At 71.8% G+C, this 19901-nt stretch carries 20 protein-coding genes; 8 read left to right on the top strand and 12 right to left on the bottom strand.

What is annotated here, in order from left to right:
• Both FHX52_RS09230 and FHX52_RS09225 read left to right on the top strand, forming a co-directional pair.
• On the top strand, positions 1-372 hold the full coding sequence (locus tag FHX52_RS09230; RefSeq protein WP_141821617.1) for a cupin domain-containing protein: 372 nt from the start codon (positions 1-3) through the stop codon (positions 370-372).
• Positions 369-1541, top strand: a complete 1173-nt coding sequence (locus tag FHX52_RS09225) for an adenosine deaminase (protein ID WP_141821616.1) — start codon at positions 369-371, stop codon at positions 1539-1541. Before FHX52_RS09230 ends, FHX52_RS09225 begins: the two co-directional genes overlap by 4 nt.
• 76 nt (positions 1542-1617) lie before the next feature.
• Here the strand turns inward: FHX52_RS09225 and FHX52_RS09220 are convergent, their stop codons facing one another.
• Genes FHX52_RS09220 through deoC form a run of 4 tightly spaced genes read right to left on the bottom strand, consistent with a single transcriptional unit; the run spans position 1618 to position 5641 of the window.
• A complete protein-coding gene (locus FHX52_RS09220) occupies positions 1618-2280 on the bottom strand; it encodes a uridine kinase family protein (RefSeq protein ID WP_246069739.1) in 663 nt (220 codons plus the stop codon).
• A 2-nt stretch (positions 2281-2282) separates the two neighbouring features.
• Complete coding sequence (locus FHX52_RS09215; RefSeq protein ID WP_141821615.1) at positions 2283-3170, bottom strand: aldehyde dehydrogenase family protein; 888 nt, start codon at positions 3168-3170, stop codon at positions 2283-2285.
• The gene (locus tag FHX52_RS09210) at positions 3167-4636 is read right to left on the bottom strand and encodes an aldehyde dehydrogenase family protein (protein WP_141821614.1); all 1470 of its coding nucleotides are present in this window, start codon (positions 4634-4636) and stop codon (positions 3167-3169) included. The genes FHX52_RS09215 and FHX52_RS09210 overlap by 4 nt, the downstream gene beginning before the upstream one ends.
• A gap of 18 nt (positions 4637-4654) precedes the next feature.
• Positions 4655-5641, bottom strand: coding sequence for a deoxyribose-phosphate aldolase (gene deoC / locus FHX52_RS09205; protein ID WP_141821613.1), 987 nt, complete (start codon positions 5639-5641; stop codon positions 4655-4657).
• Between the two features lie 220 nt (positions 5642-5861).
• On the opposite strand from deoC, the gene FHX52_RS09200 reads away from it, so the two are divergent.
• Positions 5862-6491: a PH domain-containing protein gene (locus FHX52_RS09200; protein ID WP_141821612.1), complete on the top strand. Its 630-nt coding sequence runs from the start codon at positions 5862-5864 to the stop codon at positions 6489-6491.
• 32 nt (positions 6492-6523) lie between these two features.
• Here the strand turns inward: FHX52_RS09200 and FHX52_RS09195 are convergent, their stop codons facing one another.
• The 6 genes from FHX52_RS09195 to FHX52_RS09170 all read right to left on the bottom strand — a co-directional run bounded on the left by FHX52_RS09195 (position 6524) and on the right by FHX52_RS09170 (position 13267).
• Positions 6524-8245, bottom strand: a complete 1722-nt coding sequence (locus FHX52_RS09195) for a phospho-sugar mutase (RefSeq protein ID WP_141821611.1) — start codon at positions 8243-8245, stop codon at positions 6524-6526.
• Complete coding sequence (locus tag FHX52_RS09190) at positions 8245-9078, bottom strand: purine-nucleoside phosphorylase (protein ID WP_141821610.1); 834 nt, start codon at positions 9076-9078, stop codon at positions 8245-8247. The genes FHX52_RS09195 and FHX52_RS09190 overlap by 1 nt, the downstream gene beginning before the upstream one ends.
• 156 nt (positions 9079-9234) lie before the next feature.
• The gene (locus FHX52_RS09185) at positions 9235-10311 is read right to left on the bottom strand and encodes an ABC transporter ATP-binding protein (protein WP_141821609.1); all 1077 of its coding nucleotides are present in this window, start codon (positions 10309-10311) and stop codon (positions 9235-9237) included.
• Positions 10308-11213: an ABC transporter permease gene (locus FHX52_RS09180; RefSeq protein WP_185747151.1), complete on the bottom strand. Its 906-nt coding sequence runs from the start codon at positions 11211-11213 to the stop codon at positions 10308-10310. The genes FHX52_RS09185 and FHX52_RS09180 overlap by 4 nt, the downstream gene beginning before the upstream one ends.
• 25 nt (positions 11214-11238) lie before the next feature.
• Positions 11239-12129 carry an ABC transporter permease gene (locus FHX52_RS09175; protein WP_246069737.1) on the bottom strand — a complete coding sequence of 297 codons (891 nt, stop codon included), beginning with the start codon at positions 12127-12129 and terminating at the stop codon, positions 11239-11241.
• The gene (locus FHX52_RS09170; protein ID WP_141821608.1) at positions 12122-13267 is read right to left on the bottom strand and encodes an ABC transporter substrate-binding protein; all 1146 of its coding nucleotides are present in this window, start codon (positions 13265-13267) and stop codon (positions 12122-12124) included. Before FHX52_RS09170 ends, FHX52_RS09175 begins: the two co-directional genes overlap by 8 nt.
• A 159-nt stretch (positions 13268-13426) precedes the next feature.
• Here FHX52_RS09170 and FHX52_RS09165 point away from each other — a divergent pair, with 159 nt between their 5' ends.
• Positions 13427-14830 (top strand): NAD(P)H-quinone dehydrogenase, encoded by a 1404-nt coding sequence (locus tag FHX52_RS09165; RefSeq protein WP_141821607.1) that lies wholly within the window; start codon positions 13427-13429, stop codon positions 14828-14830.
• A gap of 4 nt (positions 14831-14834) precedes the next feature.
• On the opposite strand, the gene FHX52_RS09160 is transcribed toward FHX52_RS09165, so the two are convergent.
• Positions 14835-15134: a hypothetical protein gene (locus FHX52_RS09160; RefSeq protein ID WP_141821606.1), complete on the bottom strand. Its 300-nt coding sequence runs from the start codon at positions 15132-15134 to the stop codon at positions 14835-14837.
• Between the two features lie 44 nt (positions 15135-15178).
• Here FHX52_RS09160 and FHX52_RS24115 point away from each other — a divergent pair, with 44 nt between their 5' ends.
• Entirely contained in the window at positions 15179-15676 is a 498-nt protein-coding gene (locus FHX52_RS24115; protein WP_141821605.1) for an antitoxin, read from the top strand.
• Between the two features lie 99 nt (positions 15677-15775).
• Here the strand turns inward: FHX52_RS24115 and FHX52_RS09150 are convergent, their stop codons facing one another.
• Positions 15776-17560 carry an acetyl/propionyl/methylcrotonyl-CoA carboxylase subunit alpha gene (locus tag FHX52_RS09150; RefSeq protein WP_141821604.1) on the bottom strand — a complete coding sequence of 595 codons (1785 nt, stop codon included), beginning with the start codon at positions 17558-17560 and terminating at the stop codon, positions 15776-15778.
• A 37-nt stretch (positions 17561-17597) separates the two neighbouring features.
• Between FHX52_RS09150 and FHX52_RS09145 the strand changes: the two genes are divergently transcribed.
• The 3 genes from FHX52_RS09145 to kynA are packed head-to-tail and all read left to right on the top strand — an operon-like array spanning position 17598 to position 19896.
• Positions 17598-18437, top strand: coding sequence for an aldo/keto reductase (locus FHX52_RS09145; protein WP_141821603.1), 840 nt, complete (start codon positions 17598-17600; stop codon positions 18435-18437).
• Positions 18438-18477: 40 nt separating this feature from the next.
• Entirely contained in the window at positions 18478-18975 is a 498-nt protein-coding gene (locus FHX52_RS09140; RefSeq protein WP_141821602.1) for a DUF3806 domain-containing protein, read from the top strand.
• A 45-nt stretch (positions 18976-19020) separates the two neighbouring features.
• Positions 19021-19896: a tryptophan 2,3-dioxygenase gene (gene kynA / locus FHX52_RS09135; protein ID WP_141821601.1), complete on the top strand. Its 876-nt coding sequence runs from the start codon at positions 19021-19023 to the stop codon at positions 19894-19896.
• Positions 19897-19901: the final 5 nt, after the last annotated feature.

Below are 19901 nucleotides of genomic sequence, written 5' to 3'. Positions count from 1 at the left end.
GTGCCAGAGCTGATTCCCTCACCCACGCGTATCCCCGTTCCCGGCGGCAAGGTCATCGAGGAGCACGTCGGCGGCGTGACGACGCCCGATGCCGGCCTTCAGGCCTCCGTCTCCGTTGCCCACATGAAGGCCCCGGGGGGTTGGTCGGAGCCCTTCCAGACGCCTGAGTTCGACGAGATCACGCTCGTGCTCGCCGGCACCGTGCTCGTCGACCATGACGGCGGGACCCTCGAGGTCCCGGCCGGCCAGTCCGTCATCACTCGCGGCGGGGAGCGCATCCGCTACTCCTGCGGGCCCGACGGCGCAGAGTACGTCGCCGTGTGCCTGCCCGCCTTCTCTCCCGACTCGGTCCACCGCGAGGACGAGGCGTGACCGGCGTCGGTCTCACCGGCGAGGTGGCGCGCCGGGCTCCCAAGGCACTGCTGCACGACCACCTCGACGGCGGTCTGCGGCCCGCGACGATCATCGAGCTGGCGGCCGCGAACGGCTACGACTCGCTCCCGGCAGGAGATGCCGAGACCCTCGGCCAGTGGTTCCGCGACAGTGCCGACTCCGGCTCCCTGCCGCGCTACCTCGAGACGTTCGACCACACCCTGGCCGTCATGCAGACCCGTGACGAGCTCTTCCGCGTCGCGAGCGAGTGCGCGCAGGACCTCGCTGCTGACGGCGTCGTCTATGCCGAGAGCCGCTACGCCCCCGAGCAGCACCTGCGTGCCGGCCTCACGCTCGAGGGGGTCGTCGAGGCGGTCAACGCCGGCTTCCGTGACGGCGAGGCCAGGGCCGCGGAGGCGGGCCACCCGATCCGCGTCACCGCGCTGCTCACTGCCATGCGTCACGCCGCGAAGTCGACGGAGATCGCGCAGCTGGCCGTGCGCTACCGCGACGAGGGCGTGTCCGGCTTCGACATCGCCGGCGCCGAGGCGGGGCACCCACCGACGCGTCACCTCGACGCCTTCGAGTACCTCCGGCGCGAGAACGCCCACTTCACGATCCACGCGGGGGAGGCGTTCGGCCTGCCCTCCATCTGGGAGGCCATCCAGTGGTGCGGCGCCGACCGGCTCGGCCACGGCGTGCGGATCGTCGACGACATCACCATCGACGGGGCCCCCTTCGCCGACTGGCTCGAGGGCGCGAAGAGCAACCCGGCAGCCCTCGTCGAGGTCGAGCTCGATCGCGTGCGCCTCGGGCGGTTGGCTGCTTACGTGCGCGACACCCGCATCCCGCTGGAGATGTGCCCGAGCAGCAACCTGCAGACGTCGGCTGCTCTCTCGATCTCGCTGCACCCCATCACCCTGCTCAAGCGGCTCCGCTTCCGCGTCACGCTCAACACCGACAACCGCCTCATGAGCGGCACGTCGATGAGCCGCGAGGCCGCCCTGCTCGCGGAGGCTGCGGGCTGGGACCTTGCCGACCTCCGCTGGGTGACGATCAATGCCATGAAGTCCGCCTTCATCCCGTTCGACGAGCGGCTCGCGCTCATCAACGACGTCATCAAGCCGGGGTATGCCGCCCTGGGCCACGACGAGGCCGCCGCCCACTGACGCGCTCCCGAGATGGAGGACCGCCACCCCGTGGCGGTGGGCAGCCTGCCGTCAGGAGCCGACGGGACGCTCCGGGTCAGGCGCCGGTCGCCAGAGACGTCGCGGGCAGGCCGGAGAGCTCGCTCTCGGCCTGCCTGGGGTGGATGCAGCGCGCGCCGTGAGCCTGCGCCTCGGCGATGACCCGCGGCTCGTCTCGCAGCAGTGCCATGCCCCGCCGCACGAGGATGTGGGGCGGCTTGCGTCGCTCCGACAGGTCACGGGCGAAGCGTCGTAGCGCCGTGAGGTAGCGGTTCTGGCGCACGCAGAGGGCGTCGGCGAGCAGCCCCTGGTCTCGAAGCTGGTCGATGAGGCGACCGGCGAAGAGCCCCTCGGCAAGGACATAGTCGTGGGGCCCGGCGGTGAGGACGTGGCGGCCCGTGACGGCCGACGTGCCGATGTCGTAGACGGGGACCTCGACCCGACCCTCGTCGACGAGCCGGCGCAGCGCGTCGACCGCGGCGTCGGCGTGCCACGAGTCGACGTGGTCCCAGTCGGGGATGCCGAGCGGCGAGCGCGGCAGGTGCGGGTCGTGGTCCTCGCGGTAGAAGTCGTCGAGCCGGACGACCGGCCACCCGTGGGCAGCACTCAGCCGTTCGGCCAGGCGGCTCTTGCCGGCGCCGCTCGGACCCGTCAGGAGGATGACGCGCCGACGGCCCGGGGCCGCAGACTCGGAGCCCGCCGGGCCGGGTGCCGGGGCCAAGCTCAGAGGCCCTTGGGGTGCCAGACCGTCTTGGTCTCGACGAAGGCACGGATGCGCTCGAGGCCCGGTGCGGCGGTCCAGTCGGGCTCCACGGGCTCGCCGTTCGCCACCTGGGGGCGCAGCACGCGCTTGAGGTTGCCGGCGGCCTCGGCCTCGAGACCGGCCCAGTCGACGCCTTCGGCGCCGGCGACTCCAGTGAGGTCGATGGCGTTGACGTCGCGGTGCGCGGCAAGCCACGTCGCGACCTCGGCGGTCTGCGCCGTGACGATGTTGACGACGCCGCCGGGCACGTCGGAGGTCGCGAGCACCTCGCCGAGCGTGACCGCCGGCAGCGGCCGCGCGGCGGACGAGACGACGACGACCGTGTTGCCCGACGCGATGACCGGCGCAACGACAGAGACGAGTCCGAGCAGCGAGGAGGCTTGCGGCGCAAGGACGCCCACGACCCCGGTCGGCTCCGGAGCCGACACGTTGAAGTAGGGCCCGGCGACGGGGTTGAGGTTGCCCAGGACCTGGGCGATCTTGTCGGTCCACCCGGCGTACCAGACGACGCGGTCGACCGCCGCGTCGACGACGCCCGCGGCGGCACGGGCTGTCAGGCCCTCACCGGCGGCCACCTCGTCGACGAACTGCGCCCGCCTGCCCTCGAGGACCTCGGCGACGCGGTAGAGCACCTGCCCGCGGTTGTAGGGCGTCGCGGCGGCCCAGCCGCCGAAGGCCGCTCGGGCCGCGACGACGGCGTCGCGCACGTCCTTGCGCGAGCCCATCGACGCGTTGGCGAGGAACTCCCCGGAGGCCGACTGGACGGCATACGACCGCCCGGACTCGCTGCGGGGGAACTTCCCGCCGATGTAGAGCTTGTAGGTCTTGCGCACGTCGAGGCGGCTCATCGGGTGGCTCCCGTCGGGGTCGCAGGGGTGGTCGTGACGTAGGCCTCGAGGCCGTGGCGTCCGCCCTCGCGGCCGTAGCCCGACTCCTTGTAGCCACCGAAGGGCGACGTCGGGTCGAAGCGGTTGAAGGTGTTGGCCCACACGACGCCGGCCCGCAGCTGGTCGGCCATCCAGAGGATGCGCGAGCCCTTCTCGGTCCAGACACCCGCCGAGAGGCCGTATGCCGTGTTGTTGGCCTTGGCGACCGCCTCCTGCGGCGTGCGGAAGGTGAGGACCGACAGGACCGGCCCGAAGATCTCCTCCGTCGCGACCCGGTGGGTCTGCGCGACACCGGTGAGCAGGGTGGGCGGGTACCAATAGCCCTTGGTCGGCAGGGTGCACTCCGGGCTCCAGCGCTCGGCGCCCTCGGCGACACCCGCGTCGACGAGGGTCGTGATGCGGTCGAGCTGCTCGCGGGAGTTGATCGCGCCGAGGTCGCTGTTCTTGTCCATCGGGTCTCCGACGCGCAGGGTCTGCAGCCGGCGCTTCAGCTTGGCCACGACCTCGTCGTGGACGTTCTCCTGCACGAGCAGCCGCGACCCGGCGCAGCAGACCTGGCCCTGGTTGAAGAAGATGCCGCCGACGATGCCCTCGACGGCCTGGTCGATCGGGGCGTCGTCGAAGACGACGTTGGCCGCCTTGCCGCCCAGCTCGAGGGTCGCCTTCTTCGCCGTGCCGGCGATCGCGCGGGCGATGGTCTTGCCCACCTCGGTCGAGCCGGTGAAGGCGATCTTGTCGACGTCGGGGTGCTCGACGAGCGCCTGGCCGGTGCGGCCGTCACCCGTGATGATGTTGACGACGCCGGGCGGCAGGTCGGCCTGCTGGCACACCTCGGCGAAGAGCAGCGCCGAGAGGGGCGTGCTCTCGGCCGGCTTCAACACGACGGTGTTGCCGGTCGCGAGCGCCGGGGCGATCTTCCACGCGAGCATGAGCAGCGGGAAGTTCCACGGGATGACCTGCGCGACGACGCCGTGCGGACGTGCTGTAGTGCCGGGAGCCGACAGGCCGGCATACTCCAGCTTGTCGGCCCAGCCTGCGTGGTAGAAGAAGTGCGCCGCGGCTGTGGGCACGTCGAAGTCGCGGGTCTCCTTGATCGGCTTGCCGTTGTCGAGCGTCTCGAGCACCGCGAACTCGCGGGCGCGCTCCTGGAGGATGCGCGCGATGCGGAAGAGGTACTTGCCGCGCTCGGCGCCGCTGAGGCGCCCCCACTCTCCCTCGAACGCGCGACGGGCGGCGGCGACGGCCTTGTCGACGTCTCTGGGGCCGGCCTGGCTGACCTCGGCGAGCACCGACTCGTCAGCGGGGTTGAGGGTGGCGAAGGTCGCCTTGGGGCGCGTGAAGGCGCCGTCGATGAAGAAGCCGTAGGTCGGAGCGATCGTGACGACCGATCGCGACTCGGGCGCGGGGGCGTAGTCGAACGTGGGCATGCGCAGATCCTTCGTCGGTCAGTCGATCGTCACGTAGTCGGCGCCGGAGTAGGCGCCTGTCGCGAGCTTCTGCCGTTGCAGGAGAAGGTCGTTGAGCAGGCCCGAGGCGCCGAAGCGGAACCACTCGGGCGTGAGCCAGTCCTCCCCGGCGATCTCGCTGACCATGACGAGGTACTTGATCGCGTCCTTCGTCGTGCGGATGCCGCCGGCGGGCTTGACGCCGACCTGGACGCCGGTGAGGTCACGCCAGTCGCGCACGGCCTCGAGCATGACGAGGGTGACGGGCAGGGTCGCCGCCGGCTGGATCTTGCCGGTGGAGGTCTTGATGAAGTCACCGCCAGCGAGCATCGAGAGGTAGGAGGCGCGGCGCACGTTGTCGTAGGTGACGAGCTCGCCGGTCTCCATGATCACCTTGAGGTGCGCGTCGCCGCAGGCCTGCTTCACCTCGGTGATCTGGTTGAAGACCGTGAGGTAGTCGCCGGAGAGGAACGCGCCGCGGTCGATGACCATGTCGATCTCGTCGGCCCCGGCCTTGACGGCGTCGCGGGTGTCGGCGAGCTTGACCGCCATGCTCGCCCGGCCCGACGGGAACGCCGTCGCGACGGCGGCCACGTGGATGCCGCTGTCGCCGAGCGCCGTCTTCGCCGTCGCCACCATGTCGCCGTAGACGCAGATGGCCGCGGGGCGCGGGGTCGTCGGGTCGAGGGGGTCCGGCACGAGCGCCTTGGCGCACAGCGAGCGGACCTTGCCGGGGGTGTCGGAGCCCTCGAGCGTCGTCAGGTCGATCATGCTGATCGCGGTGTCGATCGCCCAGGCCTTGCTCGTCGTCTTGATCGACCGGGTGCCGAGACCGGCGACGCGGCCCTCGCAGCCGACCTGGTCGACGCCGGGCAGGCCGTGGAGCCAGGACGTGAGGGCACGGTTCGTCAGGCGTGACACGCCGAGGACGTCGCGCGCCTGGGCCGTCAGCTCCGCAGCCGAGCGGGTGGTGGTGCTTACAGTCACTCCGGGAGTCTATCCACGATTCGAGACGGCCACGTCCGCCCGAAGGGTCGCCGGGAGCCCGACGGCACGGTTCTGACAGCCGGGCGTGAGACAGTCTCTGCCAGAACGGGGCCGACCGACGTGCAGATCCGGACGAAGACGGTCGAAGTGGCCCACGAACCCCGGACGAACCCCGGCGGAACCCCAGGTTGGACGAGCGTGGAGGCGAGGAGCAGTGACGATGGGCGACACGAGCCGGCCGAGGGGCCGAGCGCTGCGACCCGGATCCAGCATCGCCGTCGGTGCGGTCGCCGGCGTGGCCGGGCTCGCCCTGCTCGTGCCGGCGCTGCTCACCGAGCCCGTCAGCTGGGCGCTCGTCTCATCGGTGACGCTCGCGCTCGTGCTGCTGTGGCTCTTCGTCGTGCGGCCGGCCGCCGTCATCCACGACGAGGGCATCCGGCTCGTCAACCCGATGCGCGTCGTCGACCTCACGTGGCCGACGATCACCGAGGTGCGCTCCAAGTGGGCCCTCGAGCTCGTCGCCGAGGGGAAGAAGTACACCGCGTGGGGCGTGCCCGCCGACCCCGGCCGCCCGAAGTACGGCCGGTCGCTGCTCACCGTGCCCGCCAACCGGATGGCCAAGGCCGGCAGCGTCAGTGCGTCGGGCACCCGACCGGCCGAGGAGCCGGTCAAGCGGGCCAAGGTCGAGGCCCAGTCGATCGCGGCTGAGGTCGAGGCGCGCATCGAGGCCGACCGACGGCGCAAGGGCGACCCGACGCCACGCATCGCCCACCAGACCTGGGACCCCGTGTCGGTGGGCCTGCTCGTGGCGGCACTCGCCTTCTTCGTCCTCGGCGTCGTCGTCCTCTAGGGCACCCGCCTGCCGATCAGACGCTCAGACGCTCAGAGGGCGGTGAGGCGCTCGAGGTCGGCCCGCACCGCGGCGAGCCGGGTCTCCGCCATCGCGCGCGACCGGCTGAGGTCGTCGCGGGTGGGCACGGGCTCGATGACCTCGAGGTAGACCTTGACCTTGGGCTCGGTGCCGCTGGGCCGGACGATGACCCGCGAGTCGTCGGACAGCAGGAAGCGCAGCCCGTCGGTGGGCGGCAGTCCTCCGTCGCCGCGGCTCAGGTCGTCGAGCCGCGCGACGTCGATGCCGGCCACGGAGCTCGGGGGCTCGGCACGCAGTCGCCCCATGAGGACGTCGATCTGGCCGAGGTCCTCGACCCGCACCGCGAAGGAGTCGGTGGCGTGCACACCGTGCTCGGCCGCGAGGTCGTCGAGCAGGTCCGACAGCGTGTGACCCTGCGCCTTGAGCCCGGCCGCGAGCTCGGCGAGGAGCAGTGCGGCGCTGACGCCGTCCTTGTCGCGCACGAGGTCGGGTGCGACGCAGTAACCGAGCGCCTCCTCGTAGCCGTAGCGCAGCCCCTCGACCCGCGAGATCCACTTGAAGCCGGTCAGCGTCTCCTCGTGCCGGATGCCGGCGGCACGCGCGATGGCGGCGAGGAGGCGCGAGGAGACGATCGAGTTGGCGAAGACGTCACGCCGCTCGACGCCCCGCGCCACGAGGTGCGCACCGAGCAGGGCGCCGACCTCGTCGCCGCGCAGCATCCGCCAGTCGCCGGTGGCCGGGTCGAGGATCGCGGCGGCGCACCGGTCGGCGTCGGGGTCGTTGGCGATGACGAGGTCGCAGCGCACCTCGCGCGCCCGGGCGAGGGCGAGGTCGATCGCGCCCTTCTCCTCCGGGTTGGGGAAGGCGACGGTCGGGAAGTCGGGGTCGGGCACGGCCTGCTCGTCGACCGCGAGGGGGGCCGCGAAGCCGGCCCGCAGGAAGGCCTCGTGCACCGTGCCGTGCCCGACGCCGTGCAGGCTCGTGTGCACGATCGAGAGGTCACGCGGGGAGCTCGGGTCGACGACCGTGACGACGGCGTCGAGGTAGTCGGACAGTAGCCGCTCGCCGAGGGTCTCCCAACCCTCGTGCGCCCGCGGGACGTCGGCGACGCGCTCGACGGCGGCGATGTGGCGGGCGATGTCGGCGTCGGCCGGCGGCACGATCTGGCTGCCGTCGCCGAGGTAGACCTTGTAGCCGTTGTCCTGCGGCGGGTTGTGGCTCGCCGTCACCATCACCCCGGCGTCGGCCCCGAGGTGGCGGATGGCGAACGCGAGCACCGGCGTCGGCAGCGGCTGGGGGAGGAGCAGCGCCCGGCCACCGGCGGCGACGACGACACCCGCCGTGTCACGGGCGAAGACGTCGGAGTTGTAGCGCGCATCGAATCCGATGACGACACAGGGCCGCTCACCCGCACCGCCTTCCTGCTTGAGGTATGCCGTGAGGCCGGCTGCCGCACGGATGACCACGCTGCGGTTCATCCGGTTGGGGCCTGCACCCAGGGCGCCGCGCAGGCCGGCCGTGCCGAACTCGAGCATGCCGACGAAGCGGTCGGCGAGGTCGGCCTGCGCAGCCTCGTCACCGGACTCGGCCGCGGTGAGGAGGGACTCGAGCTCGGAGCGCGTCGTCGGGTCGGGGTCGTCGTCGCGCCAGGCCCGCGCGGCGGCATACAGCGTCTGCGTGGTCGAGGCGGACTCGGCGGAGGGCGCGGACTCGGTGGCGGGGACCTCGGCCATCAGATCCTCCCGACGACCTCGGCGAGGAGGCGGCCGCAGCGGGCAGCCGCCGCCTGGCCGGCCTCGAGGACCTCCGCGTGCGACAGCGGGGTGTCCGAGATGCCGGCGGCGAGGTTGGTCACGAGCGAGATGCCGAGCACGTCGAGGCCGGCCTGACGGGCGGCGATCGCCTCGAGCGAGGTCGACATGCCGACGAGGTCGCCGCCGATGACCTTGGCCATCTGCACCTCGGCAGGCGTCTCGTAGTGCGGCCCGCGGAACTGGACGTAGACGCCCTCGTCGAGGTCGGGGTCGACGGCACGGGCGATGGCGCGCAGGCGCGGGGTGTATACGTCGGTGAGGTCGACGAAGTTCGCGCCCTCGATGGGGGAGTGCGCCGTCAGGTTGATGTGGTCGCGGATGAGCACCGGGGTGCCGGGGCGCCACGCCGGGTTGAGCCCGCCGCAACCGTTGGTCAGCACGATGGTGGTGCAGCCGGCGGCCTTGGCGGTGCGTACGCCGTGGACGACGGCCCGCACGCCGCGGCCCTCGTAGAAGTGGGTGCGGGTGCCGAAGACGAGCGCCCGGCGACCGGTGTCGCTGATCGCGACGGAGCGGATGCTGCTCGAGTGCCCGGCGACGGCGGCACCGTGGAAGCCCGGCACCTCCGCCTGGTCGACGGTGGCGAGGGTCTCGCCGACGAGGTCGGCGGTCTGGCCCCAGCCCGAGCCGAGCACGAGAGCGACGTCGTGCCGTGCGGCTCCAGTGCGCTCGGCGATGACGGCGGCCGCCCGCTCCGCGACGGCGAAGGGGTCGGTGGCCGGGTCGGACAGGAGGTCAGGTGTCGTCGTCACGTTGAGGACTCTAGCGACGCCCGGCGAGCGGCGGACCCCGATGGCCCGCAGAGCCGAGGCGGGGACGGATGACCTGGCTTCACGGCATACGGCCGGGGCCCCGTGCAGGTCGATGGGACGACGATCCGTCACCCGTCCCGTCGGGGGAGGGCTGGGTCAGCCGGCCGCCACGGCGAGGGCCGCGGCCCCGGTCGGGCGGACGCACACCCGGTCACCGGGCGAGAACGAGCCGACGTCGGCGCTGCGCACCTGGACGACGAGGGGCGCCGCGGCCGTGCCCTCCGCACCGGCGTCGGGCGTCACGACGACCTTCGCGTGCGAGCCGAGGAAGCTCGCCGAGACCACCGTGGCGTTCGCGGCCGTGCGGTCGAGGGTGAGGTGCTCGGGGCGCACGAGCACCGTCGCCGTCCCGTCGCCGGCAGAGCCGGGCAGGAGCTCGACCCGACCCCCCAACACCGAGGCCGAGCCGCCCGAGACGTGACCGGGCACGCGGTTCGTCACGCCGACGAAGTCGGCCACGAAGTCGTTGACCGGACGGGAGTAGAGCTCCTCCGGTGCCGCGATCTGCTGCAGGACGCCGCTGCGCATGACGCCGACCCGGTCGGCGACCGCGAGGGCCTCCTCCTGGTCGTGGGTGACGAAGAGCGTCGTCGTGCCCACCTCGGTCTGGATGCGGCGGATCTCGTCGCGCAGCTGCACGCGGACCTTGGCGTCGAGCGCCGAGAGCGGCTCGTCGAGCAGGAGCACGGTCGGCTCGATCGCGAGGGCCCGGGCGAGCGCCACGCGCTGCTGCTGGCCTCCCGACATCTGGTGCGCGTACTTGTCCATCTGGCTCGAGAGGCCCACGAGGTCGAGCATCTCGGCAGCGCGGCTGCGGCGCTCGGAGGCGGCGCGCTTGCGCAGCAGCAGCCCGAACTCGACGTTCTCGCGTGCCGTCAGGTGCGGGAAGAGGGAGTACGCCTGGAAGACCATCCCCATGTCGCGCTTGTTGGTCGGCACGCCGGTGACATCACGACCGCCGACCGAGACGGTGCCGCTGTCGGGGTCCTCGAGTCCGGCGAGGCACCGCAGGGCGGTCGTCTTGCCGCAGCCGGAGGGCCCGAGCAGCGCGACGAGCTCGCCCGGCGCCAGGTGCAGGGTGAGGCCGTCGAGGGCCGGGATCCCGCCGTAGCTGCGACGCAGGTCGGTCAGCTCGACGGTCACGCCGCGGGCCGTCTCGGTGGGGGCGCTCATGTGCTCTCCTGGCGGTTACGGCGCAGCCGGAACGGGCTGCGGGTGGTGCGTCCTCGCGTCGTGCCGACGAACGACATGGCGAACAGGACGAGGAAGGCGAAGACGAGGGAGACGAGCCCGACGGCGATCGAGATCTGGGCGTCGGACTTGCCCAGGAGGTACATCGCCACCTGGAGGTTCGTGCGGCTGAAGAGGTTCGCGATGGTGAACTCGCCGAGGACGAGGGCCACCGACAGGAACGAGGCCGACAGCACGGCCGTGCGCAGGTTCGGCAGGACCACGCGCCACATGACCGTCGGCCACCCGGCCCCGAGCGACCTCGCCGCCTCCGAGAGGGTGCGCACGTCGATGGCCCGCAGGCCCGCGTCGATCGAGCGGTACGAGTAGGGCAGCACGAGGATGACGTAGGCGAGGCCCAGCCAGATCGTCGACTCACCCACCGACTCGCCGAAGAAGTAGACGAGCCAGTCGGTCAGCCACGAGTAGACGGGGCTCAGGCCGACGACGAGGACGATCGCGGGGACGGTCAGGGGGAGCAGGCAGATGAACTCGACGGGCCGCGACATCGAGGGCAGGCGCAGGCGGACCCACGTCATCGTCGGCACGAGCAGCACGAGCATGACGCTGACGGTGACGATGGCGAGCCCGACCGACGCGACGAAGCCGGTCGCGAGATCGGGGTAGTCGGTCGAGATCTTGTTGACATCGACGAGGGTGCGCCACGTCGTCAGGTCGACCTGCCCGCTCGGGTCGTGCGTCGTGAAGTTGAGCATCCCGTAGAGGGGGATGAGGAAGGCGATGACGACGACCGTGACGACGACGCGTCGGAACCAGGTCTGCCTGCGCAGCCGGACGGCTCGCTGCCCCTTCACCGGTGCGCCGTTCAGCGGCAACCCTGTCATCGGCGACCCTGTCATTGCCGGCCCCTCATCGTTGCAGCCATCGTGAGGCGCGCCGGTCGACGACGCCGTAGACGACCATGACGACGGCGACGACCACGACCATGGCGAGAGCCATGGCCTTGGCGACGCCCTGCTGGCCGAGCACGACCTCCGAGCTCAGCGCGTCGTCGATCTTCAGCGTGACGAGGGGCGAGCCCTGCGACACGAGGGCCCGAGCGGTGGCGTAGGCGCTGAAGCCGTTGGTGAACAGCAGCAGGGTGGCCCCGACGAACGAGGGCCACAGGATGGGGAGCGCGACGCGGCGCCAGTACGTCCACGTCGTCCCGCCCAGGGTCTCCGTCGCCTCTCGCCACTGCGGGCGCAGTCCCTCCACCGCCGGGAGGAAGACGATGAGCATCAACGGGATCTGGAAGTAGAGGTAGACGAGCATCAGGCCCTTGTCCCACGTGTATAGCCAGGCTCCCGCCGTGGAGTCGATTCCCGACGAGGTGAGCAGGTCACCGAGGATGGAGGTGGAGCCGACGAAGGTCGCCATGAACGCGAAGGCGAGGGCGACGCCGCCGAACTGGGCGAGGACTCCGCACAGCGACGTGAGGAAGCGCCGGAGGACACCGTCGATAGGACTGGTCGAGACGGCATACGCGAGCACGCCGCCGATGACGGCGCCGAGCACGGCGGTCACGGCCGAGAGCACCAGCGACTGCCGCAGGGCCGTCAGGAAGCCAGGCTCGGTGAGCGCCTCGAGGTTGGCCGTCGTGAAACCGCCCTCGGGACCGAGGAACGCGCCGACCACGACGACGAGGGTCGGTACGAGCAGGAAGACGGTCGTGTAGGCGAAGAACGGGACGACCCCGGCGAGGGCGCCCGACGGCCGGAACCGTCGGCGCCCCCGGGCCGGGGCCACGTCGTCAGCCAATGGCGTTCGCCCACTCCTTGGCGAGGATCGCCTTGGCCTTGTCGGTCTGGTCGGACGTCGGGATGACCGGGGTCGTCACCGGCGGCAGCGCCGACGCAGCCGTCTTGTCGAGCGTGCCGGCCTTGTCCATCTCGTCGAAGAGGACCGGCTTGGCCCCGCCCTTGAGCCAGGCGTTCTGGCCGCCGGCGGAGTAGAGGTACTCCTCCCACAGGCGGGCGGCGGCCGGGTGCGGCGCGTCCTTGTTGATCGCCTGGACGTAGTACGTCATGAGGTTGGCGTTCGGCGGGGTCCACATCTTCCAGGTCGACAGCTTCGGGGTCACGCCGACCTGGTTGTAGGACCAGTCGAAGACGACGGGCGTCTGCCCCGACTGGATCGTGGCCGGCGTGGGGTCGACCGGGAGGAAGTTGCCGGCCGCCTTGAGCTTGGCGAACCACTCGATGCCCTTGGTGGGGTCCTCGGGGCTGCCGCCCTCGGCGATCGAGACCATCTGCACACCCGCAAAGGCCGCGCCGGCCTTGATCGGGTCGCCGTTGAGCGCCACCTTGCCCTTGTACTCCGGCTTCATGAGGTCGGCGAGCGAGGTCGGCGCGGGGACCTTGGCCGAGTCGTAGCCGACCGTCATGAGGCCGCCGTAGTCGTTGACCCACTGGCCCGACGGCTCCTTGAAGTCGCTCGGGATCTTGTCGAAGTCGGCGACCTTGTAGGGCGCGAACATGCTCGTGTTGGCGAGGGCGACAGCCGGGCCGAGGTCGAAGACGTCGGGAGCCCCGGACTGGCCCTTGAGCCGCTGGGCGGCAGCGATCTCGTCGGCGCTGCCGGCGTCGGGCTGCGAGCTCGTGATCTTGATCTCGGGGTACTTCGCGGCGAAGTCCTTGAGGATCTGGCCGTAGTTGGCCCAGTCCGGGGGCAGCGCGATGACGTTGAGCGCGCCCTCCTTCTTCGCGGCCGCCTCGAGGGCGGCCATGCCGCCGAGGTCGGCGGCCGAGGTCGCGGTGGCGGCGCTGGCCGAGGACCCGCCGCTCGCTCCGGCCGATCCGCCGGAGCTGTCGTTCTTCGGGGCCGAGCAAGCAGCGAGCGCGATGGCGGTGAGGCCGACCGCGGCGACGGTGCCGGCGCGGGTGAGGGTGCGGCTCAAGGGAACCTCCGGGTGACGTCCAAGGGTGGCGCCGTGCCACCTCCCGCAATCTAGGCCCGCTGGCTGCGTCGAGACGGATGTCCGGTGAAGAATTTCCGAGCAGTCGTCGAACTTCCGGCGTCGTGCGGCGGCCGCGGGGCGGGATGGTTGGATGGACGCGTGATCACGCGAGACACGTCCGTCGTCGTCATCGGCGGTGGCCCCGGTGGCTACGAGGCCGCACTCGTAGCCGCCCAGCTCGGGGCCACGGTCACCGTCGTCGAGCGCGACGGCGTGGGCGGCGCCGCGGTGCTCACCGACTGCGTGCCGAGCAAGGCGCTCATCGCCACCGCCGACTACATGTCCGACTTCGAGGTCGCGGCGAGGCTCGGGGTGCGCCTGCAGGACGCGGACGGCGACGAGGTCACCGACGCCGTGGCGCTCGCGCACACCGTCAACGACCGCATCCTCGACCTCGCAGCCGCGCAGAGCACCGACATCCAGCGCAGCCTCGAGCAGGTTGGCGTCACCGTGCTGCGCGGGACGGCCCGCGTCGCGGAGCGGGGCCTCGTCGTCGCCGAGCTCGCCGACGGCACGACGCAGGAGCTGGCCGCCGAGGTCATCCTCGTCGCGACCGGTGCCTCGCCCCGTGTCATGGACACGATGCGGCCCGACGGCGAGCGCATCCTCACGTGGCAGCAGATCTACGCCCTGCCCGAGCTGCCCGAGCGGGTCATCGTCATCGGCTCCGGCGTCACGGGTGCCGAGCTCGCCCAGGCCTACCTCGGGCTCGGCTCGCAGGTCGTGCTCGTCTCCTCCCGCGATCGGGTGCTTCCGGGCGAGGACGCCGATGCCGCCACCGTCATCGAGGACGTCTTCCGCAAGCGGGGGATGGAGGTGCTCGGCAGGTCACGTGCAGCCGCCGTCGAGCGCACGGCCGACGGGGTCGTCGTTACGCTCGTCGACGGCCGCACCGTCGAGGGGTCGCACGCCCTGCTCGCCGTGGGCTCCGTGCCCAACACGACCGGCCTCGGCCTCGAGGAGATCGGCGTCGAGCTCGGCCCCCAGGGCCACCTCCAGGTCGACCGGGTCTCGCGCACCAACATCCCCGGCATCTATGCGGCCGGCGACTGCACCGGAGTGCTGCCGCTCGCCTCGGTGGCCGCCATGCAGGGACGCATCGCGATGTGGCACGCGCTCGGCGACGCCGTGTCGCCGCTCAACGTCACCGGCGTCGCCGCCAACATCTTCACCGAGCCCGAGATCGCGACGGTCGGCATCGGGCAGGCCGCGGCCGACGAGTCGGCCGATGTCGAGTCGGTCATGCTGCCGCTCGCCCGCAACCCGCGCGCCAAGATGCAGGGCATCACCGACGGCTTCGTCAAGCTCTTCTGCCGCAAGGGCTACGGCACGGTGCTCGGCGGCGTCGTCGTCGCGCCCAAGGCGTCAGAGCTCATCCACCCCGTGGCGCTCGCCGTGCAGAACCGGCTCTCGGTCGACCAGGTGGCGAGCACGATCACCGTCTACCCGTCGCTCTCGGGCTCGATCGCGGAGGCGGCCCGCCAGCTGCACCAGTCGGACTGACGGCTCAGAAGGCGTCAGGCCCCGGGCCGGCCGTGCCGTTGCCGTCGCGGCGCCGCAGCGCCTCCTCCGCCTCACGGTCCTCGCGCGCCCAGCGCTCGCGCCGGCGTCGCGACGCGACCTCGCGGATCTTCTTCTGCACGGGATAGAGCACCGCCACGGCCACCGCGAGGATGAGCAGGTTGGCGAAGGAGAACCCCGGCTGGGACGAGGCGGCAACGGGCAGGGTCGCAAGCACCCCAGCAGTGTGCCAGAGGCGTAGCCTCCCGACTGTGGCGGCGCCCGCCGCCGCGTCGGGGTCGGCCATGGGAGCGGCCCTCGGCTGCGCCAGACCCAACCACGAGGACACGCATGAGCGACTGGATCGAGAAGGCGAAGGACTTCATCAAGGGCCACCCCGACCAGGCAGGGCAGGGCATCGACAAGGCCGAGGAGATCATCAACGAGCGCACCGGCGGGAAGTACGCCGACCAGCTCGACCAGGGCACCGACAAGGTCCGCGAGGGGCTCGGACTGCCGCCCGAGGCTGCCGACGCCGAGACCGTCCCGACGGCCGAGCCGGCACCGTCGCCTACCCCGGCCCCCACCCCGGAGCCGGCACCGTCGCCGGAGCCAGCGCCCATGCCCGAGCCGGCACCGTCGCCGGAGCCCGCTCCGACGCCTCCGCCGGTCGACCCCGTCGACCCGGCGCCGGTCGACCCGAACCTTCCGGGCGACCCGGGCCCGTCGGAGATCCCGCCGGCCGGTGAGCCCGCGGGGGAGCAGGACCTCCCAGGAGTGCCGAACCCCAACCTTCCCGGCGGTGGCCAGGGCGACATCACGCTCGGCGACCCGCCCCAGCGCCCCTGACCGACCGCAGACGCACGAGTGGCCACGACCGTCAGGTCGTGGCCACTGGCCGTCTCCGCCGGCGTATGCCGCGTGGCCAGGCCCGCGGCGTACGCTCGGTCAGGCTTCGGCGTCCTTGATCTCGGCGAGCACGGCTCCGGACGAGACGGTCTCGCCGACCTTGGCGGTGAGGCCGGTGACGACACCGTCGCGGTGCGCGGTGATCGGCTGCTCCATCTTCATCGCCTCGAGGACGATGACGAGGTCGCCGGAGGCCACCGTGGCGCCCTCCTCGACCGCGATCTTGACGATCGTGCCCTGCATCGGAGCCGTCAGGGAGTCGCCCGAGGCGGCCGCACCGGACTTGCCGGCGCCGGAGCGCTTGGGAGCCTTCTTGCGGGCGGCCGCGCCGCCACCACCGCCACCACCGAGCGAGAGGTCGCCGGGCAGCGAGACCTCGAGGCGCTTGCCCCCGACCTCGACGACGACGGTCTGGCGCGGCTCGAGCTCGGCAGCGTCAGCCGACCCACCGGCATACGGGGCGATGGTGTTGTCGAACTCCGTCTCGATCCAGCGGGTGTGGATCGTGAAGGGGGAGCCGTCCTCGGGCGCGAAGGCCGGGTCGGACACGACGGCGCGGTGGAACGGGATGACCGTCGGCATGCCGTCGACCTCGAACTCCGCGAGGGCCCGGCGCGAGCGCTCGATCGCCTGCTGGCGGGTGCGACCGGTGACGATGAGCTTGGCGAGCATCGAGTCGAAGGCGCCGCCGATCGTGTCGCCCTCGACGACGCCGGAGTCGACGCGCACGCCGGGGCCGGTGGGCAACCGGTAGCGGGTCACGGTGCCGGGGGCGGGCAGGAAGCCGCGGCCGGCGTCCTCGCCGTTGATGCGGAACTCGATCGAGTGGGCGTGCGGCTCGGGGTCGGGGTAGTCGAGGCTCTCGCCGTTCGCGATGCGGAACTGCTCGCGCACGAGGTCGATGCCGGTAACCTCCTCGGTGACCGGGTGCTCGACCTGGAGGCGGGTGTTGACCTCGAGGAAGCTGATGTCGCCGGCCGGGCCGACGAGGAACTCGCACGTGCCGGCGCCGACGTAGCCGGCCTCCTTGAGGATCGCCTTGCTCGCGCGGAGGATCTCGGTGTGCTGCGCCTCGGTGAGGAACGGCGCGGGGGCCTCCTCGACGAGCTTCTGGTTGCGGCGCTGGAGCGAGCAGTCGCGGGTCGAGACGACGACGACGTTGCCGTGCTGGTCGGCCAGGCACTGGGTCTCGACGTGGCGGGGGTGGTCGAGGAAGCGCTCGACGAAGCACTCGCCGCGGCCGAAGGCGGTGACCGCCTCGCGCACGGCGGAGTCGTAGAGGTGCGGGATCTCGTCGATCTCGCGCGCGACCTTGAGGCCGCGGCCGCCGCCGCCGTATGCCGCCTTGATGGCGACGGGCAGGCCGTGCTCCTTGGCGAACTCGACGACCTCGTCGGCGCCCGAGACGGGGTCCTTGGTGCCGGGAACGAGCGGGGCGCCGGCCCGGGTCGCGATGTGGCGCGCCTTGACCTTGTCGCCGAGGGAGTCGATCGCCTCGGGACCGGGGCCGATCCAGATGAGCCCGGCGTCGATGACCGCCTGGGCGAAGGAGGCGTTCTCGGCGAGGAAGCCGTAGCCCGGGTGCACCGCGTCGGCGCCGGCGCGGCGGGCGACGTCGAGAAGCTTCGCCTGGTCGAGGTAGCTGTCTCCTGGCGTGGAGCCGCCGAGGGCATAGGCCTCGTCGGCGACCTTGACGTGCAGGGCATCACGGTCCGGGTCGGCATAGACGGCGACCGAGGCGATCGCGCTGTCGGTGCACGCCCGCGCGATGCGGACCGCGATCTCCCCACGGTTGGCGATGAGAACCTTGCTGATGGATGCCATGGATCGGAGCCTAGCGGGACGTGGGTACGGTGAAATCATGACGTCGGACACCTTTGCCTCCCTGCCGCTGGGCCACGCCTCGACTCCGGGTCTCGCGATCCCCCAGCTGGGCTTCGGGGTCTGGGAGGTCCCCGACGGCGACGTCGACGCGTCCTTCGGCCGGGCGCTCGAGATCGGCTACCGCCACATCGACACGGCGCGGCTCTACGGCAACGAGGCGGGGGTCGGCCGCGTGCTCGCGGCGACCGACGTGCCGCGCGACGACATCTTCGTGACGACGAAGGTGTGGAACGACGACCACCGCGACGTGCCGGCGGCCTTCAACGCCTCGATGGCACGGCTCGGCATCGAGACCCTCGACCTCTACCTCATCCACTGGCCGGCGCCGAAGCAGGACGCCTACGTCGACGCGTGGAAGTCCATGCTCGACCTGCAGCGCGAGGGCCGGGTGCGCTCGGTCGGCGTCTGCAACTTCCAGGTGCCGCACCTGCAGAGACTGCTCGACGAGACGGGGGTGCTGCCGTCGGTCAACCAGATCGAGCTGAGCCCCTACCTCCAGCAGCGCGAGCTGCGGGCCTTCCACGCCGAGCACGGCATCGTCACCGAGGCCTGGAGCCCGCTCGCCGTGCGCGCGGGCCTGCTCGGGGACGAGGTCGTGCTCGACCTCGCCGCCGCCCACGGCGTCACGCCCGCCCAGGTCGTCCTGCGGTGGCACATCGAGCTCGGCAACGTCGTGCTGACCCGCTCGGTGACCCCGGCCCGCATCGAGGAGAACTTCGGCATCGGCGGCTTCACGCTCGGCGACGGCGCCCTCGAGGCGCTCGCGGCGCTGGACCGTGGCACGCGTACGGGCCCCGACCCCGACACCTTCGGCTGACGCCGGAGCGCGGCGGGCCCGCCCGTACTAGGTTGGCGTCATGGGACTGTTCTCCCGCAAGGACAAGGACGCAGCTGCCGTCGACGTCGCGCCGGACCCGGCCGAGGACGACGACCTCGTCACCGATCTGCCCGACCGGCCGGTCGCACGCTCGCTGGACGACGCGGAGCGGGCCCGCATCGCGGCCGCCCTCGAGGCGGCGAGCGCCGAGGGGGTCGACGTCGACGACCTCGAGTCGATCGGCTCGCACTACGACGAGGCGTTCCACCGTGCGTCCGAGGACCCCGGTGCGGTCAGTCCTGACGCCGTCGTCGAGGCGTATGCCATCGCCATCGGCGAGCACCTCGCGCGGCACAGCGCCCGCGAGTGGGCGGTCGTCACCGATGTCTTCGGCACCGACCTCGGCCTCGTCGCGGCGCGCGCCGACACCGTCATCGTGCCGCACAACCTCGTCGGCGCCCGGTGGATGCGCCGCGAGACCGGATGGATCCCCGGCGTCGTGTCGCACCTCGTGCGCATCCGCCCTCGGCCGTCCTGATCGGTCGGGCCTCGGGGCCATCCGGGGGCCCCTAGGATCGGCCGCATGGACAGTGCCGTCGACGGAGCGACCGACCCCCGCAGCAAGCGCGATCTCGAGCAGGGCATCCAGCGCGACTTCACGCGCAAGATGTCCTACGGCGACTACCTGCGCCTCGACACGCTGCTCAGCGCCCAGCAGCCGCTCAGCGACCCACCCCAGCACGACGAGCTGCTCTTCATCATCCAGCACCAGACGTCCGAGCTCTGGCTGAAACTGCTGATCCATGAGCTGCGTTCTGCCAGAACGCTGCTCATGAGCGACGACCTCGGCCCGGCGCTCAAGCGGCTGGCCCGGGTCAAGCACATCCAGCACACCCTCACCGACCAGTGGTCGGTGCTCGCGACGCTCACCCCGAGCGAGTACGCCGAGATCCGGCCCTTCCTCGCCGCGAGCTCGGGCTTCCAGTCGGCGCAGTACCGCGAGGTGGAGTTCCTGCTCGGCAACAAGAACGCCGACATGGTCGCGGTCTTCTCGCACGACGAGGGCGCCCGCACCGCGCTCGACGCGCTGCTGCGCGAGCCGAGCCTCTACGACGAGTTCCTCGCCTACCTCGCCCGGCGGGGGTATGCCGTCCCCGCCGAGGTGCTCGACCGTGACTGGTCGCAGCCCTACCGCCTGAGCGAGGACCTCGTCGACGTGTTCGCCGACGTCTACGCCCGGCCGAGCGAGCACTGGGGCGTCTACGAGACGTGCGAGGAGCTCGTCGACCTCGAGGACAACTTCCAGCAGTGGCGCTTCCGCCACCTGCAGGTCGTGCAGCGCACGATCGGGCAGAAGACCGGCACCGGCGGGTCGAGCGGCGTCGACTTCCTGCGGCGGGCCCTCGACCTCACCTTCTTCCCCGAGCTCTACGAGGTGCGCACCCGCGTCGGCGGCTGACGTCG

Origin of the sequence: Humibacillus xanthopallidus, from assembly GCF_006717145.1 — a bacterium.
Classification (GTDB): domain Bacteria; phylum Actinomycetota; class Actinomycetes; order Actinomycetales; family Dermatophilaceae; genus Humibacillus; species Humibacillus xanthopallidus.
Note: the sequence above shows the minus strand (reverse complement) of the source record. Positions and strands in the feature narration are given on the sequence as shown.

Excerpts from the sequence above, each read along its gene's own strand:
- FHX52_RS09215 (WP_141821615.1), bottom strand. The coding sequence starts at position 3,170 with ATGAGCCGCCTCGACGTGCGCAAGACCTACAAGCTCTACATCGGCGGG.
- FHX52_RS09210 (WP_141821614.1), bottom strand. The coding sequence starts at position 4,636 with ATGCCCACGTTCGACTACGCCCCCGCGCCCGAGTCGCGATCGGTCGTC.
- FHX52_RS09200 (WP_141821612.1), top strand. The coding sequence starts at position 5,862 with ATGGGCGACACGAGCCGGCCGAGGGGCCGAGCGCTGCGACCCGGATCC.
- FHX52_RS09195 (WP_141821611.1), bottom strand. The coding sequence starts at position 8,245 with ATGGCCGAGGTCCCCGCCACCGAGTCCGCGCCCTCCGCCGAGTCCGCC.
- FHX52_RS09185 (WP_141821609.1), bottom strand. The coding sequence starts at position 10,311 with ATGAGCGCCCCCACCGAGACGGCCCGCGGCGTGACCGTCGAGCTGACC.
- FHX52_RS09180 (WP_185747151.1), bottom strand. The coding sequence starts at position 11,213 with ATGACAGGGTTGCCGCTGAACGGCGCACCGGTGAAGGGGCAGCGAGCC.
- FHX52_RS09160 (WP_141821606.1), bottom strand. The coding sequence starts at position 15,134 with ATGGCCGACCCCGACGCGGCGGCGGGCGCCGCCACAGTCGGGAGGCTA.
- FHX52_RS24115 (WP_141821605.1), top strand. The coding sequence starts at position 15,179 with ATGAGCGACTGGATCGAGAAGGCGAAGGACTTCATCAAGGGCCACCCC.
- FHX52_RS09150 (WP_141821604.1), bottom strand. The coding sequence starts at position 17,560 with ATGGCATCCATCAGCAAGGTTCTCATCGCCAACCGTGGGGAGATCGCG.
- FHX52_RS09145 (WP_141821603.1), top strand. The coding sequence starts at position 17,598 with ATGACGTCGGACACCTTTGCCTCCCTGCCGCTGGGCCACGCCTCGACT.
- FHX52_RS09140 (WP_141821602.1), top strand. The coding sequence starts at position 18,478 with ATGGGACTGTTCTCCCGCAAGGACAAGGACGCAGCTGCCGTCGACGTC.
- kynA (WP_141821601.1), top strand. The coding sequence starts at position 19,021 with ATGGACAGTGCCGTCGACGGAGCGACCGACCCCCGCAGCAAGCGCGAT.